We start from the raw sequence: 14,839 nt of genomic DNA, 5'->3' as shown, positions 1-14,839 counted from the left end.
TGCCCGTTCAGGAAACGAGGGGCAGCGTCGGCCACGGGCAGGTCAGTAGCGCCAGTCGAGCTTGCGGTAGAACTTGGCCATCACCCAGGCCGGGCCGATCAGCAGGTAGGTCAGGTCGGTCAGGAAGCTGGGCTTGCGGCCCTCGAACTTGTGACCGATGAACTGCGCGATCCAGGCCACCACGAATACGCCCACCGCCAGCCAGAACAGGTTGTGCAGGCCGATCTCGGCCTCCAGCAGCCTGCACAGGCAGCCGAATACGAAGAACTGGATGAGCATGCCGATGCCCAGCGGGCGCGACAGCTTGTTGTAGAAGCACCAGGCGCTGAACATCGCGAACGCCGACCAGATGCCGTACTGGAACCAGGTGATCAGCGGCGGCAGGCACCACAGCAGGGCCACCACCGACCACAGGATCGCCGGCACCGCCACCACGTGGATGCGCTGGTTGATCAGATTGCGGTGGTCGTCGGAGTAGCTGGCGAAATAGCGGTCGATCGGCCGCGCAAGCTCGGTGGATGTCTGCATGCTGCGTTGCTTCCTCGGACAACGGTAGTGCCGGCCGCTGGCCGGCAATCCAGAGCATAGCCGAGTTCGCGAGGTTGCCGGCCAGCGGCCGGCACTACCCCCAGGCAACCGTCAGTAGAGCCAGGCCATGCCTGGCTGCAGGTTCGCGAGGTTGCCGGCCAGCGGCCGGCACTACCCCCAGGCAACCGGCAGTAGAGCCAGGCCATGCCTGGCTGCAGGTTCGCGAGGTTGCCGGCCAGCGGCCGGCAGTAGCCCAGGCAACCGGCAGTAGAGCCAGGCCATGCCTGGCTGCAGGTTCGCGAGGTTGCCGGCCAGCGGCCGGCACTACCGCATTCAGAACGCCCCCGCCTTTCCGGCCGGGGGCGCAGGCGGATCAGTCGACGCTGATCCCGGCCAGGCGCTGCAGCGCCTCGGCGTACTTGGCGCGGGTGCGCTCGATGATCTCGGCCGGGATGCTCGGGCCCGGGGCGGTCTTGCCCCAGTCCAGCGTCTCCAGGTAATCGCGCACGAACTGCTTGTCGTAACTCGGCGGGCTGGTGCCCACTTCGTACTCGTCGGCCGGCCAGTAACGCGAGGAATCCGGCGTCAGCATCTCGTCCATGATGTACAGGCGACCATCGGCGTCGGTACCGAACTCGAACTTGGTATCGGCCAGGATGATGCCGCGCTCGCGGGCGTACTCGGCGGCGAACTTGTAGATGCGCAAGGTGGCATCGCGCACGCGCTCGGCCATCTCGGCACCGACCTGCTTCACCATCGCATCGAAATCGATGTTCTCGTCATGGTCGCCCACGGCGGCCTTGGTCGAGGGGGTGAAGATCGGCTCGGGCAGCTGCTCGGCCTGGCGCAGGCCGTCGGGCAGGTCGATGCCGCTGACCTTGCCGGTGCGCTGGTAGTCCTTCCAGCCGCTGCCGATCAGGTAGCCGCGGGCGATCGCTTCCACCGGCACCGGCTTCAGCTTGCGGGTGACCACCGCACGCTTGGCGTACAGGGCCGGGTCCACGCCTTCGGGCAGCACGCTGGCCACGTCGATGCCGGTCAGGTGGTTGGGCATCAGGTGCGCGGTCTTGGCGAACCAGAAGTTGGAGACCTGGCAGAGCATCTCGCCCTTGCCCGGGATTGGGTCGGGCAGGACCACATCGAAGGCCGACAGGCGATCGGTGGCCACCATCAGCAGGTAGTCGCCTGGTGGGGTCCCGGCTGGCAGCCGCTCGCGCGGGATATCGAACACGTCACGCACCTTGCCGCGGTGGCGCAAGGGCAGGCCGGGGAGATCGGATTGCAACAGCGTGGTTGGCACGGGCACTCCTGGGGCTTCGTCGATACGGCTGCCCAACGGACCCGGCGGGCCCGCTGACCAGCGGGCGGCCTAGTGTAAAGCCGTCCGGGCCCGCTGTGACGTAAAATGAGCGTCCATTTCGTCGGCCGACCCCGGAGCGCCATGCGCTGGTACGGAAAACTGCTCGGATTCATCGCCGGCGCCCTGCTGTTCCGGCCCAATCCGCTGTTTGGCGCGGTGGTCGGCCTGTTGATCGGCCATGCCTTCGATTCGGACTGGTTCCGCCTGAACAAGGAGAACCCGTACCGGGAGCTGGGGCTGACCTCCGAGGCCACCGATGCCGAGGTCGAGCGCGCCTACCGCAAGCTGATTTCCCAGTACCACCCCGACAAGCTCGGCGGCGCGGCCCCCGAGCTGCAGCAGCAGGCCGAGCAGAAGTCGCGGCGGATCAACGCCGCCTACGACCGCATCAAGACCCTGCGCAAGCGCTGACCCTCTTTCCTACCGTTGCAAGGCCCGGCCATGTCCAACTGCCTCATCGCCCCCTCCATCCTGTCCGCCAACTTCGCCCGCCTCGGCGAGGAAGTCGACAACGTCCTCGCCGCCGGCGCGGACTGGGTCCACTTCGACGTGATGGACAACCACTACGTGCCGAACCTGACCATCGGCCCGATGGTCTGCCAGGCGCTGCGCAAGCACGGCGTGACCGCGCCGATCGACGTGCACCTGATGGTCGAGCCGGTGGACCGCATCATCCCGGACTTCGCCGAGGCCGGTGCCACCTACATCAGCTTCCACCCGGAGGCCAGCCGCCACGTGCACCGCACCATCCAGCTGATCCGCTCGCTGGGCTGCAAGCCGGGCATCGTGCTGAACCCGGCCACCCCGGTGGACATCCTCGACTGGGTGCTGGATGACCTGGACCTGGTGCTGCTGATGTCGGTCAACCCGGGCTTCGGTGGCCAGGCCTTCATCCCCTCGGCGCTGGACAAGCTGAAAGTGGTGCGCAAGATGATCGACGCCAGTGGCAAGGACATCCGCCTGGAGATCGACGGTGGCGTGAAGGCCGACAACATCGGCGAGATCGCTGCCGCCGGTGCTGACACCTTCGTCGCCGGCTCGGCCATCTTCAATGCCAAGACCAGCTACCAGGACGTGATCGCGCAGATGCGCGCCAACGTCGCCGCGGCACGCTGACAAAAAGGGGGCGGAGGGGATTAAGCTCGCTTGGTCCCCTCCGTCCCCTTTTTCGCCCATGGCTCTGTTGAATATCCGCCCGGCCACCGTGGCCGATGCTGGCCTGATCCTGCATTTCATCCGTGAGCTGGCCATCTACGAGAAGGCCGAGCATTCGGTGCAGACCGACGAGATCGGCATCGCCGAAAGCCTGTTCGGTGCCGATGCCACGGCCCGCGCGCTGATCTGCGAAGCCGACGGCGAGCCCATTGGTTACGCCGTGTATTTCTACAACTACTCCACCTGGTTGGGCCGCAAGGGCATCTACCTGGAAGACCTGTATGTCAGCCAGGAAAAGCGCGGCGCAGGCGCCGGCAAGGCGCTGCTGAAGTACATCGCACGCCAGGCCGTGGCCGAAGGCTGCGGCCGTTTCGAATGGTCGGTGCTGGACTGGAATACCCCGGCCATCGAGTTCTACACCGCCGCTGGCGCCACGCCGCAGGACGAGTGGACCGTGTACCGGCTGCAGGGCCAGGCATTGCACGATTTCGCCAACGGCTGAGGCGAAGTGCATCCACGCATGGCGTGGATCTACCCACCGGGTGGGTGCGAACCGCAACCCGGTGTGTGCGAACCGCAACCCGGTGTGTGCGAACCGCGACCCGGTGGGTGCGAACCTTGGTTCGCACTCCCTACGCACCAAAAAAAAGCCACGCCAATCACTGGCGTGGCCTCGCTGCATGCGTGGGAGGCTGATCCTGCCTCCATCCGTCGTCCCTGCTATGGACTTCCATTCTCCAGCAGCTGAATGACACCTGCGTGACATTCACTGCGGACAAACGGCGCATTGCTAGCCTGTGCCACCCCCGTCCTGGAAGCACCGCATGACCACCCCGCGCTGGCGCCTGATCCTCAACGGAAAATCCGCAGGCAATGACGAGCTGCGCGACGCGGTCGGTCATTGGCGTGGGCAGGGCGTGCAGCTGGAAGTGCGGGTGACCTGGGAAGACGGTGACGCCGAACGCTACGTGGCCGAGGCGATCGATCATGGCGTGGACGTGATCGTGGCCGCCGGTGGCGACGGCACGCTCAGCGCGGTGGCCGAGACACTGGCGCATCGTGAGGAGCCGGCAGATGCGTTGCCCTCGCTGGCGCTGATCCCGATGGGGACCGCCAACGACTTCGCGACTGCGGCCGGCATCCCGACCGAGCCGAAGGCGGCCTTGGCCTTGATCGGGCAGGCCACGCCGCATGCCATCGATCTGCTGCGCGTGGACGCCGATGGCACGCAATGGTGGTGCGCCAACCTCGCCAGCGGTGGCTTCGGCACGCAGGTGACGGTGGAGACCGATGCCGGCCTGAAGAAGATGCTGGGCGGGCTGGCCTACGTGATCACCGGCATTGCCAAGCTGGGGCGGATCGAGCCGATCCATGCGCGCCTGTCGGGCCCGGATTTCGCGTGGGAAGGCGACTTCATCGCGCTCGGCATCGGCAATGGCCGCCAGGCCGGTGGTGGCCAGCAATTGTGCCCGCAGGCGCTGATCGATGATGGGCAGCTGGACGTGACGGTGCTTCCGGAGCTGGAAGGTGAAGTCACCGCCACGCTTGGCCAGATGCTGAAGTCCGGCACCCAGGCCGCGCTGGAACAACTGGCGACGCGCGCGCGCCTGCCGTGGCTGCAGGTGGAATCCGAGCGTCCGTTGACGCTCAACCTGGACGGCGAACCGGTACAGGCGCGCCAGTTCCGCATCGCGTGCGTGCCGGGCAGGGTGCGGATGCACCTGCCCGTGGGCTGTGCCCTGTTGTCCGAGCCGCGCTGAGCCGGACCGGAAGTCCTACAACGGGGGGATGTCCTGCTCCTTCGCCGGGAACCCGAATGCTTCACGCTTCTCGCGGATGTACTGCGGCAGCGGCGGCCGGGCAATGCCGTGATCGATCAGCCACTGCTGGCACTTCTTCTGCCAGGGCAGCAGGTCCGGTGTGGTGATTTCCCAGTAGATGGCTTCGACCATGGCCATCCGATCGGGCGCGCCCGGTTGCGCCGATGACGGCGATGCAATCGTGGGGTCCGCGCCATGCTCAAGCAGCCAGTAGGCCTGCTCGAAGCCGCCACGGCCGGTGTACCAGCTGAGAACGGTATCGGCCTGGCCGATGTTGGATTCGTTGACGTGCGCGCCTCGCTCCACCAGCAGCTGGATGTTCTTCCACAGGTTGCCGGAAATGAAAGCCTGGAACAGCAGCGTTTCGGTGTTGGAGGTGCGCGTGTCCGGGTCGCCGCCATGATCCAGCAGCAGGGCCAGGTAGCGCGGATCGTCCATCTTCGCGGCATAGACCATGGCGTTGTTGTGGCGGAACGTCTCGCCGTCCAGCGTTTCAATACGCCGTGCATTCGGGTCGGCGCCGTTGTCGAGCATCGCGCGCAGGCCTTCCAGGTTCTGTGCGCGCAACGGCCACGCGATGAGCGGAATGCCATCCTGCTTCGAGAACTCCTTGTCGGGGTTCACGCCTTCGGTCTTGATCAGGCGCGTGATCGTCGCTGCATCACCCTGTTCGGCGGCGATGGCCAGTTCAAGTGCCTTGCCCTCGAAATAGCGCTCCGCGCCATGTGAAGACGTGCGCGCGCAGGCGCTCAGCAGCATCAGCAGCATCAGCGCCAGGCAGGAAAATGGCGTAAAGGAACTGTGAGGGTGACGGTGCATGTGATCCCTTGACATGGACGCGTTCGGGGGATGATAGCGTTGGCCGTGGTCATTCCAGCAGGTCCTGGATGACCGTGTCTTCACTGATGAGCAATGGAGTCTGCCATGAGCGGTCACGATCCCGAGCAGCAGGAACGCCTGTTGCAGGCCCGCGCCAAGAGCGTCCAGGCGCAGAAGCACCTGGTCGAGCAACTGCAGGGAGGTGGACATGCCACCGAGGCGGCGCGCTTGCGCGAGACCTATCACGCCCGCGAGCTGGGTTCGCTTGCTGATGATGTGTATGCCTCGGCAAAGGGCAAAGGTGAGCCGCCGGTCGGGTGGACGCGAGCCAGTGCCGTGACCGACCCGGACACGCTCAAAGCGGCGGGCATCAGCCTGGGAGCGGCCGACCTGAAGAAGCTGATGCGGCCGAACGATTCGGGCTTCCGCGCAGAGATCTACATTCCGGACAAAAGGGTGTTCGGTGATGACGCCAAGCCGGTGCTGGTGTTCAAGGGATCAACGGGCGAAATCATCGATCCCCGGGCGAAAGGCGGGCGGCGTGAATCCGGAGGCGAGGATTTCCTCAACAATGGACGCCAGGGCGTAGGCATGCAGAGTGATTACTACGATCGGGCCATGGCACTGGCGAGTCGCTTGAAGACCTCTGGTACCCAGTTTGAACTCGCCGGTCATTCGCTTGGCGGCGGCATGGCCTCTGCCGCTTCGGCGGTTACCGGTGTACGTGCGACCACCTTCAATTCGGCCGGGCTGCATCCGGCCACCGCCGATCGCTACGCGAAATCCCACGGATTGCCGGTGTTCAACACGCGCGACACGGTGCACACCTACCAGACGTCGGGTGAAGTGCTCAACGATGTGCAGAATGGATTGAAGCGGCTCAACGAGCATCACCGGCAGGGCTTTGGCCTGTTGGCCAGCGAGACCAGCCAGCTGCTGCGTCAGCCCGGCGTGCAGCAGATGGTTACCCGCAAGCTGCAGGAGATGATGCCGGCGGGTGCGCAGACGGCCACGGCCCAGCTGGTTGACCAGCTGGCGTCGAAATCCGGGGCAGAGGCATTGCGCAATGTTCCGGTGGCCGCGGGCAGGATGGAACTGTTGCTGGACGCCAAGACCGAAGTGAACGGAAAGGTGGTGGATCGCCGCCATCGAGAAGCGCCAAGCCAGCTTGCCGAATACGGTGGCCCGCTGGCCGAGGTGCTGATCGCAGGTGCGCGCGGCATGCGTGCCGGACGGGTTGCCGGTGAACATGTCGAGCAGGTCGGCGCGCTGGCGGGCCGGGGCATGAGCTTGTCCGGCGTGGCCGTCGAGCGTGCGTCGACCCTGCAGGGAAATGCGATCGGCACCGTGGTCGACTACGGTGGCAAGAGCATGCGGGTGGGCATCGAAGGCGGTGCGACGGTCATTGCCAAGGGTCGCGAGCTGCAGGGTCTGGTCGAATCGGTCAGCCACCGCGTGCAGGCCAAGGGCAGTTACGGCTGGAACATCGGGGCCAGCGTGCTGGGTGCGCTCGGTGCCGACGACATGGCCAGACAGATGCGTGAGCACGGTGATGCGGCGCGCAATCAACACGAAACCAAGGCCCGTGAAGCCACCCGTGAAGCGGCGGCGGATGCCGGCCGCATCCGTGCCGGCGGCCATCATCTGGGCGGCCAGCTGCAGCAGGGCGTGCATGGCGTGGCCAATGGGCTGCGCAACGGCTATGCCGTGTACGGCGCGACTTTCCACATGGGCATGAACTGGAGCAGCCATCAGATCACCGGGCTGACCTCGCAGGCGCCGGCCGTGCTGGCCGGCACCGTCGGGCTGGGCGCGATGGCCAACAAGGGCATTGCCACCCACCTGCCCACGCCGGCACTGCCGCAGAACCTGGTCAACCTGGCCAAGACGTCGTGGGTGATCGGGCGCGGCAGTGCGACCATGGGGGAGTCGGTGGACCGGCATGGCATGAGCGAGACGATGAACCCCAGTCTCGACGCGGCAATCGCGAGCCAGGAGGCGGCCGCGCGCAAGCTGCTTGGACGGCCGCATGCGCAGCTGCAGGAGGGGGGCGCGAAGATACCCGCGCTGAACGATCCGGAGCACATCGATTTCCATCTGTTCAAGGGCGCGCAGACCGGTGTGCACGGCCTCGATGTGGCACATGGCCGCATCCCGAACCTGCAGAGCGATCAGCTGGCCGGGGCGTTGGCTGCGCAGGCCAAGCGCGAAGGGTTGCAGGCCATCTCCCATGTGCTGCTCAGTGACGACCGCACGCGGGCATTCGCGATCGACACCCCGGATCTGCAGGCGGCCCACCGCCGACATGCGCATGTGGACGTGGCGGCCGGCATGGCCCAGCCGCTGGCCGTGAGCACGGCGCAGGTTGACGCCCTGAACACCGGTCGCGAACAGGCGACGGCAGCCGGACTGGCCCAGCAACAGGGGCTGGAGGCCCAGGAGAACGCCCGGCGGATGGGCTAATGGCCGAATGAACCGCGACGCCGCGACGGGGTTCCCCTCCCGCCCCGGCTGCGATACAGTCAAGGGGTGTCCAGCCTGACGACCCCGCATACCCTTTCTTCCGCACGCCGTTGGTGGCGATGGTGGCCCGTTGCCGTCGTCCGCCCCCATAACGCTGTGTCCCGGAAGGAAAGTCGTCTTGAACTCGCACGCTCAGTTTCTGCAGCAGGCCGCTGAAGGCCACACCCATATTCCCGTCGTCCGTGAAGTGCTGTCCGACCTGGACACGCCGCTTTCGGTCTATCTGAAGCTCGCCGACGGCGCCAATACCTACCTGTTTGAATCCGTCGAAGGCGGCGAGCGCTTTGGTCGTTACTCGATCATCGGCCTGCCGGCGCGCCGCGTGTATGCCTTCCATGGCCACACGCTGACCGTGCGCGAAGACGGCCAGGTGGTGGACACCCGCGAGGTGGCCGACCCGTTCGCCGAAGTCGAGGCGCTGCGCAGCGCCCACTCGGTGCCCAAGCTGGACGGCCTGCCGGGCTTCACCGGTGGCCTGGTCGGCTGGTTCGGCTTCGAGTGCATCGGCTACATCGAGCCGCGCCTGGCGCCGCCGGCTGGCCGCGATGAGCTGGGCACGCCGGACATCCTGCTGCTGGATTCCAACGAGCTGGCGGTGTTCGACAACCTCAAGGGCCGGCTGTACCTGATCGTGCATGCCGACCCGCGTGTCGAGGGTGCGTTCGAGCAGGCCCAGGCACGCCTGGATGCATTGACCGCCAAGTTGCGCGCACCGGGGGCCGGCTATCCCGCACCGCTCAACAGCGACGTGCTGGACGAGTCCGATTTCGTCTCCGGGTTCACCCGCGAAGGCTTCGTCGATGCGGTCCAGCGCAGCAAGGAATACATCCGTGCCGGCGACATCTTCCAGGTGGTGCTGAGCCAGCGCCTGAGCGTGCCGTTCAAGGCGCGCCCGGTGGATGTGTACCGTGCGCTGCGTGCACTGAACCCGTCGCCCTACATGTATTTCCTTGATGTCGGCGACCTGCAGGTGGTCGGTTCCTCGCCGGAAATCCTGGTGCGTTTGCAGGATGGCGAAGTGACGGTGCGCCCGATCGCTGGCACCCGGCCGCGCGGTGCCACTGTCGAACAGGACTTGGCGCTGGAAGCCGAGCTGCTGGCCGATCCGAAGGAGTGCGCCGAGCACCTGATGCTGATCGACCTCGGCCGCAACGATGCCGGTCGCGTGTCCAAGGCCGGCACCGTGGAAGTGGGCGAGCAGTTCGTGATCGAGCGCTACAGCCACGTCATGCACATCGTCAGCGAAGTGACCGGGCAGCTGCAGCCGGGCCTGAGCTATGCCGACGTGCTGCGTGCCACCTTCCCGGCCGGCACGGTCAGCGGTGCGCCGAAGATCCGCGCGCTGGAAGTGATCCGCGAGCTGGAACCGATCAAGCGTAATGTCTACGCCGGCAGCATCGGCTACATCGGCTGGCACGGCGATGCCGATACCGCGATCGCGATCCGCACCGCGGTGATCAAGGATGGCCGCCTGTACGTGCAGGCCGGCGCCGGCATCGTCTACGACTCGGACCCGGACAAGGAATGGGACGAGACGATGAACAAGGGCCGCGCGCTGTTCCGCGCCGTCGCCCAGGCCGCCAAGGGCCTGTAAGCCTGCCTCGCCACGGCCGCTGCGCCGTGGTCGTTCCGCCGTTCCCGTTCAAGACAAGGAGTACCGCATGAAGCTGCTGAGCGCATTGCTGTGGTCGTCACTGCTGGCCACGATGGCCCCGTCTGCGTGGGCGCAGGCCAACACCATTCCCTCCCAGCCGCACCTGCTGGTGAAGGGCGAGGCGCGCCGCGAGGTGATGCCCGACCGGTTCGGCCTGCAGTTGAACATCGAAGAGACCGACATGGATGCCGACGCCGCGCGCCGCCGCGTGCAGGACAATGTCGCCCGCGTGCTGGCGCTGTTCAAGCAGTACAAGGCGGTGGAAGGCAGCGTACGTGCGGACAACCTGCGGATCGGCCCGGCAACCCGCTATGAGCAGAACCGGCAGGTCTTCGTCGGCACCCGCGTGTCGCGCCAGCTGCGTGCCAGCTTCGCCAGCGTGAAGGCGATGCAGGACGTGCTGGGTGCACTGAAGGCCAACGAGAACCTGCAGGTCAGCAGCGTGGCCCCGACCTACTCGGGCGAAGTGGCGCTGCGGCGCGAACTCAAGAGTGAGGCCGCCGCGTCGACGCGCCAATCCGCTCAGGGCCTTGCCACCGCCTACGGCACGAAGTTGCGCGGGCTGTACAGCATTTCCGATGTGGCACCGAACTTCGCCTATGGCGTGCAGGCGGGCAATTGGCCCAGAAGCGACGACATGGTGACACCGCCATCGCCGCCGTCACCTGCGGCGCAGATGGACATGATCGAGACCACTGGCTCACGCCTGCGCGAATCCATCGAAGCCGGCCCCATCACCTACACCGAAAACGTATACGCCATTTTCCTGATAAGCGACGGAACCTGACCATGTTGTGGATGATCGACAACTACGACAGCTTCACCTACAACCTCGTGCAGTACCTGCAGACGCTGGGCGCCGAGGTCAAGGTGGTGCGCAACGATGCGATGAGCGTGGACGAGATCGCCGCGCAGAAACCAGAGCGCATCGTCATCTCGCCCGGCCCGTGCACGCCCAACGAAGCGGGCGTGTCGCTGGAGCTGATCCAGCGCCTGGGCCCGACCACGCCGATCCTCGGCGTGTGCCTGGGCCACCAGGGCATCGGCCAGGTCTACGGCGGCACGGTCATCCGCGCCGGCAACATCATGCACGGCAAGACCTCGCCCATCCGCCATGAAGGCAAGGGCGTGTTCGCCGGCCTGCCGGACCGCTACCAGGCCACCCGCTACCACTCGCTGGTGGTGGACAAGAACAGCCTGCCCGATGTGCTGGAAGTGACCGCCTGGACCGAGAACGACGACGGCTCGATCGAAGAGATCATGGGCCTGCGCCACCGCCAGTTCCCGGTGGAAGGCGTGCAGTTCCATCCCGAATCCATCCTCACCGAACATGGCCACGCCCTGCTGCGCAATTTCCTGCAGCGTCCGGCGGCCTGATCCAAGGAGCATTCCCATGAGCTTCTCCCCCCAGGAAGCCCTGCAACGCACCATCGAACACCGCGAAATCTTCTTCGACGAAATGGTCGACCTGATGCGGCAGATCATGCGCGGCGACGTGTCGCCGATGATGACCGCCGCCATCCTCACCGGCCTGCGCGTGAAGAAGGAAACCATCGACGAGATTGCCGCGGCGGCCACGGTGATGCGCGAATTCGCGCTGGCGGTGCCGGTGGCCGATACCACCCACCTGGTCGACATCGTCGGCACCGGCGGCGATGGCTCGCACACCTTCAACATCTCCACCTGCGCGATGTTCGTCGCGGCCGCGGCCGGTGCGCGCGTGGCCAAGCATGGCAACCGCAGCGTGTCGTCCAAGTCCGGCAGCGCCGATGCAGTCGAAGCACTGGGTGCGGCCATCGAGCTGCAGCCGGCGCAGGTCGCCGCGGCCATCGAACAGACCGGCATCGGTTTCATGTTCGCGCCGATCCATCACCCGTCGATGAAGGTCGTCGCGCCGGTCCGCCGCGAGATGGGTGTGCGTACCATCTTCAACATCCTTGGCCCGCTGACCAACCCGGCCAGCGCACCGTCGGTGCTGATGGGCGTGTTTCACCCGGATTTAGTGGGTATCCAGGCACGCGTGCTGCGCGAGCTGGGCACCGAGCGCGCCATGGTGGTCTGGGGCCGCGACAACATGGACGAGATCTCGCTGGGCGCCGGTACCCTGGTGGGCGAGCTGCGCGACGGCAAGGTACGCGAGTACGAGATCCACCCGGAAGACTTCGGCATCGCCATGTCGGCCAGCCGCAACCTGCGCGTGGATGGCCCGGAGCAGTCCATTGCCATGCTGCGCGCGGTGCTGGACAACCAGCCCGGTCCGGCGCTGGACATCGTGGCCCTGAACGCCGGCGCCGCGCTGTACGTGGCCGGCGTGGCCAGCGACATCGGCGACGGCCTGGCCCGTGCCCGTGCCGCCATCGCCAACGGCAGCGCCCGCCAGCGCCTGCAGCAGTATGTAGAGACCACCCGCGCGCTGGTTGCCTGAGCGCGCGGTTCAGCCTGAACCCCTCGATGGCCGATAATGGCCGTCCTCACCGCCCCCGCATTGAACCGACGACGATGAGCGACATCCTGCAGACGATCCTGGCCCGCAAGGCCGAAGAAGTGGCCCAGCGCCGCGCCCAGCGCCCGCTCGAGGAGCTGCAGGCCGCCCTGGCCAGTGCCCCGCCGGTACGTGGCTTCGTGCGAGCCTTGCAGGCGGCGGTGGCCAACGGCGACCCGGCGGTGATCGCCGAGGTGAAGAAGGCCAGCCCCTCCAAGGGCGTCATCCGCCCGGATTTCCGCCCGGCCGACATCGCCGTCAGCTACGAGTTCGGCGGCGCCAGCTGCCTGTCGGTGCTGACCGACGTGGACTTCTTCCAGGGTGCTGATGCCTACCTGCAGCAGGCCCGTGAGGCCTGCACACTGCCGGTGCTGCGCAAGGACTTCGTGATCGACGCCTACCAGGTGTATGAGGCGCGTGTGCTGGGCGCCGACTGCATCCTGCTGATCGTCGCCGCGCTGGACGACACGCAGTTGGCCACGCTGTCCGAACTGGCGATGTCGCTGGGCATGGACGTACTGGTGGAAGTGCACGACATCGACGAGCTGGAGCGTGCGCTGCAGGTACCGGCACCGATGATCGGCATCAACAACCGCAACCTGCGCACCTTCGAGGTGTCGCTGCAGACCACGCTGGACATGCAGAAGGCGGTGCCGCGCGATCGCCTGCTGGTCACCGAGAGCGGCATCCTCGGCCCGCAGGACGTGGCGCTGATGCGCGATGCCGGCATCCACTCGTTCCTGGTGGGCGAAGCCTTCATGCGCGTGGAAGAGCCGGGCGAGGGCCTGCGTCAGCTATTCTTCGCGGCATGAAAACGCATTATCCGACGCCGCGCGACGATGCGCCGCTGGTGGTCTTCGATTTCGACCACACCCTCTACGATGGCGATTCGGGTACTCACCTGTTCGCTTCGCTGATCAAGCGCAACCCGCTGCGCATGCTGGCGGCGCTGCTGGTCACGCCGATCGCCGGGCCGATGGTGGCGCTGCTGCCGACCCGCCGTACCGGCATTTCGGTCTATGTGTGGATCGGCAGCTTCGGCCTGCACCGTGCGCGCGATTTCAACAAGGTCATCGACGCCTATGTGCTGCGCAACGAGGCGCAGATGCGCGCCAAGCTGCTGCCACAGGCGCTGGAGGTGTTCGCCGCGCACCGGGCCAAGGGTGACCGCGTGGTGGTTGCCACGGGCGCGCCACCAGAGCTGGCACGCGCGATCCTGGCCTTCGTCGCCCACCAGGACGTACCGGTGATCGGCACCGAGGTCGGCCCACGGCTGGGTGGCGTCGGCCCGACCCGCCACTGCCACAACGAAGAGAAGATGCGCATGCTGCGCGAGCGCGGCTACGGCGACATCGATATCGCCTACTCAGACAGCACCGCCGACCTGCCGTTGCTGCTGGCCGCCAAGGCGCCGGTGGTGGTGAACCCGAAGCCGGGCAGGGTGGACTTCTTCCGCCGCGTGCTGCCGGCCGGCACCCGCATCCTCAACTGGGGCTGCGTGGACCGCGGCGGTGACAAGGCGTAACGCGCGGAATCCGCCGGGGATGGGATGATGGAGTGCCGGGCTGCGACCCGGTAGGGCCGGCCGCTGGCCGGCAACTTCATGATCTGCGGAAGGGCTTGCGGGGTTGCCCGCCAGCGGCCGGCACTACCGAATCCCGTGCAGCTAGCGCCGGGCCATGCCCGGCGAGCGCTCAGCGCGCCAGATACCCGGTCAGCGCATGCCCGATCTGGAACAGGCTGATGCCCAGCACCAGCACGCCCACGGCCACCAGCACCCAGCGCTCCTTCAGGCGCTTCACCAGCAGTGCGGCCACCGGCGCGGCCATCATGCCGCCGATCAGCAGGCCGGCCACGATCTGCAGGTGATGCAGCCCCATCGACAGCAGGAACGTTGCTGAAACCGTCAGGGTGACCACAAACTCGGCCGCGTTCACCGTGCCGATGGTGGTGCGTGCCTGGCCGCCGCGGGCCAGCAGGGTGGAGGTGGCCACCGGCCCCCAGCCGCCCCCGCCGCTGGCATCCAGGAAGCCGGCGACGAAGCCCAGCACGGGCACCCGCTTGACCTCGCCCTTGGGCATCAGGCGGCCGGCGGCACGTGCCAGGATGATGATGGCCAGCACCAGCAGGTACAGGTAGATGAGCGGGCGGATCACCTCGCCGGGCAGCTGGGTCAGGCCGTAGGCACCCACGGCGCCGCCTACGGCGCCGGGCAGCGCCAGGCGCAGGAACAGGCGCTTATCGACATTGCCGGCGACCAGATGCGACACGCCGGAGGCGCCAGTAGTGAACACCTCGGCGGTGTGGATGGCTGCACTGGCCTGCGCGGGCGGAATGCCCATGGCCAGCATCACCGACGACGACACCAGGCCGAACGCCATGCCCAGCGCGCCGTCCACCAGCTGGGCGCCCAGGCCGATGAGGATGAACCACCAGAATGCGCTGCTCAGTTCCATGCACCGAGCCTAGCGCGTGAAAGAGTGCGGACCAAGGTCCGC

Annotated in this window: 15 protein-coding genes; 11 read left to right on the top strand and 4 right to left on the bottom strand. The window is 66.7% G+C overall.

Annotated features, from left to right (window positions below; all coding sequences use genetic code 11):
• Window positions 1-42: 42 nt before the first annotated feature.
• Window positions 43-528 (bottom strand): Mpo1-like protein, encoded by a 486-nt coding sequence (locus tag N7573_RS10725; protein ID WP_032127158.1) that lies wholly within the window; start codon window positions 526-528, stop codon window positions 43-45.
• Window positions 529-901: 373 nt separating this feature from the next.
• The gene (locus N7573_RS10720) at window positions 902-1,828 is read right to left on the bottom strand and encodes a phosphoribosylaminoimidazolesuccinocarboxamide synthase (RefSeq protein WP_188348082.1); all 927 of its coding nucleotides are present in this window, start codon (window positions 1,826-1,828) and stop codon (window positions 902-904) included.
• A 141-nt stretch (window positions 1,829-1,969) separates the two neighbouring features.
• Between N7573_RS10720 and N7573_RS10715 the strand changes: the two genes are divergently transcribed.
• From N7573_RS10715 to yegS, 4 genes are all read left to right on the top strand, one after another.
• Entirely contained in the window at window positions 1,970-2,299 is a 330-nt protein-coding gene (locus N7573_RS10715) for a DnaJ domain-containing protein (RefSeq protein ID WP_005411327.1), read from the top strand.
• 30 nt (window positions 2,300-2,329) lie between these two features.
• Window positions 2,330-3,004, top strand: a complete 675-nt coding sequence (rpe, locus tag N7573_RS10710) for a ribulose-phosphate 3-epimerase (RefSeq protein WP_014038744.1) — start codon at window positions 2,330-2,332, stop codon at window positions 3,002-3,004.
• Window positions 3,005-3,062: 58 nt separating this feature from the next.
• Window positions 3,063-3,545 carry a GNAT family N-acetyltransferase gene (locus N7573_RS10705; RefSeq protein WP_032127161.1) on the top strand — a complete coding sequence of 161 codons (483 nt, stop codon included), beginning with the start codon at window positions 3,063-3,065 and terminating at the stop codon, window positions 3,543-3,545.
• Window positions 3,546-3,867: 322 nt separating this feature from the next.
• A complete protein-coding gene (yegS, locus tag N7573_RS10700) occupies window positions 3,868-4,803 on the top strand; it encodes a lipid kinase YegS (RefSeq protein ID WP_032127162.1) in 936 nt (311 codons plus the stop codon).
• Between the two features lie 15 nt (window positions 4,804-4,818).
• Here yegS and N7573_RS10695 read toward each other — a convergent pair whose 3' ends face one another.
• Window positions 4,819-5,682: an ankyrin repeat domain-containing protein gene (locus N7573_RS10695; RefSeq protein WP_230080636.1), complete on the bottom strand. Its 864-nt coding sequence runs from the start codon at window positions 5,680-5,682 to the stop codon at window positions 4,819-4,821.
• A 105-nt stretch (window positions 5,683-5,787) separates the two neighbouring features.
• On the opposite strand from N7573_RS10695, the gene N7573_RS10690 reads away from it, so the two are divergent.
• From N7573_RS10690 to N7573_RS10660, 7 genes are all read left to right on the top strand, one after another.
• Window positions 5,788-8,145, top strand: a complete 2,358-nt coding sequence (locus N7573_RS10690) for an XVIPCD domain-containing protein (protein WP_279913241.1) — start codon at window positions 5,788-5,790, stop codon at window positions 8,143-8,145.
• A 178-nt stretch (window positions 8,146-8,323) separates the two neighbouring features.
• Complete coding sequence (gene trpE / locus N7573_RS10685; protein ID WP_279943154.1) at window positions 8,324-9,799, top strand: anthranilate synthase component I; 1,476 nt, start codon at window positions 8,324-8,326, stop codon at window positions 9,797-9,799.
• A 67-nt stretch (window positions 9,800-9,866) separates the two neighbouring features.
• Window positions 9,867-10,646 carry an SIMPL domain-containing protein gene (locus N7573_RS10680; RefSeq protein WP_279913243.1) on the top strand — a complete coding sequence of 260 codons (780 nt, stop codon included), beginning with the start codon at window positions 9,867-9,869 and terminating at the stop codon, window positions 10,644-10,646.
• A 2-nt stretch (window positions 10,647-10,648) separates the two neighbouring features.
• A complete protein-coding gene (locus tag N7573_RS10675; RefSeq protein ID WP_014038739.1) occupies window positions 10,649-11,236 on the top strand; it encodes an aminodeoxychorismate/anthranilate synthase component II in 588 nt (195 codons plus the stop codon).
• 16 nt (window positions 11,237-11,252) lie between these two features.
• Window positions 11,253-12,284, top strand: coding sequence for an anthranilate phosphoribosyltransferase (gene trpD, locus N7573_RS10670; protein ID WP_049401667.1), 1,032 nt, complete (start codon window positions 11,253-11,255; stop codon window positions 12,282-12,284).
• 74 nt (window positions 12,285-12,358) lie between these two features.
• Window positions 12,359-13,153, top strand: a complete 795-nt coding sequence (gene trpC / locus N7573_RS10665) for an indole-3-glycerol phosphate synthase TrpC (protein WP_088027608.1) — start codon at window positions 12,359-12,361, stop codon at window positions 13,151-13,153.
• A complete protein-coding gene (locus N7573_RS10660) occupies window positions 13,150-13,866 on the top strand; it encodes a haloacid dehalogenase-like hydrolase (RefSeq protein ID WP_032127168.1) in 717 nt (238 codons plus the stop codon). Before trpC ends, N7573_RS10660 begins: the two co-directional genes overlap by 4 nt.
• 169 nt (window positions 13,867-14,035) lie before the next feature.
• Here N7573_RS10660 and N7573_RS10655 read toward each other — a convergent pair whose 3' ends face one another.
• A complete protein-coding gene (locus tag N7573_RS10655; protein ID WP_014038735.1) occupies window positions 14,036-14,797 on the bottom strand; it encodes a sulfite exporter TauE/SafE family protein in 762 nt (253 codons plus the stop codon).
• Window positions 14,798-14,839: the final 42 nt, after the last annotated feature.

Source organism: Stenotrophomonas sp. GD04054, from assembly GCF_029836955.1.
Lineage (GTDB): Bacteria > Pseudomonadota > Gammaproteobacteria > Xanthomonadales > Xanthomonadaceae > Stenotrophomonas > Stenotrophomonas maltophilia_A.
Note: the sequence above shows the minus strand (reverse complement) of the source record. Positions and strands in the feature narration are given on the sequence as shown.

What these genes read in the sequence shown, in the direction of transcription:
- trpC (WP_088027608.1), top strand. Translation starts at nt 12,359, where the DNA reads ATGAGCGACATCCTGCAGACGATCCTGGCCCGCAAGGCCGAAGAAGTG.
- N7573_RS10690 (WP_279913241.1), top strand. Translation starts at nt 5,788, where the DNA reads ATGAGCGGTCACGATCCCGAGCAGCAGGAACGCCTGTTGCAGGCCCGC.
- rpe (WP_014038744.1), top strand. Translation starts at nt 2,330, where the DNA reads ATGTCCAACTGCCTCATCGCCCCCTCCATCCTGTCCGCCAACTTCGCC.
- N7573_RS10680 (WP_279913243.1), top strand. Translation starts at nt 9,867, where the DNA reads ATGAAGCTGCTGAGCGCATTGCTGTGGTCGTCACTGCTGGCCACGATG.
- yegS (WP_032127162.1), top strand. Translation starts at nt 3,868, where the DNA reads ATGACCACCCCGCGCTGGCGCCTGATCCTCAACGGAAAATCCGCAGGC.
- N7573_RS10675 (WP_014038739.1), top strand. Translation starts at nt 10,649, where the DNA reads ATGTTGTGGATGATCGACAACTACGACAGCTTCACCTACAACCTCGTG.
- N7573_RS10705 (WP_032127161.1), top strand. Translation starts at nt 3,063, where the DNA reads ATGGCTCTGTTGAATATCCGCCCGGCCACCGTGGCCGATGCTGGCCTG.
- N7573_RS10715 (WP_005411327.1), top strand. Translation starts at nt 1,970, where the DNA reads ATGCGCTGGTACGGAAAACTGCTCGGATTCATCGCCGGCGCCCTGCTG.
- N7573_RS10695 (WP_230080636.1), bottom strand. Translation starts at nt 5,682, where the DNA reads ATGCACCGTCACCCTCACAGTTCCTTTACGCCATTTTCCTGCCTGGCG.
- N7573_RS10655 (WP_014038735.1), bottom strand. Translation starts at nt 14,797, where the DNA reads ATGGAACTGAGCAGCGCATTCTGGTGGTTCATCCTCATCGGCCTGGGC.
- N7573_RS10725 (WP_032127158.1), bottom strand. Translation starts at nt 528, where the DNA reads ATGCAGACATCCACCGAGCTTGCGCGGCCGATCGACCGCTATTTCGCC.
- trpD (WP_049401667.1), top strand. Translation starts at nt 11,253, where the DNA reads ATGAGCTTCTCCCCCCAGGAAGCCCTGCAACGCACCATCGAACACCGC.
- N7573_RS10660 (WP_032127168.1), top strand. Translation starts at nt 13,150, where the DNA reads ATGAAAACGCATTATCCGACGCCGCGCGACGATGCGCCGCTGGTGGTC.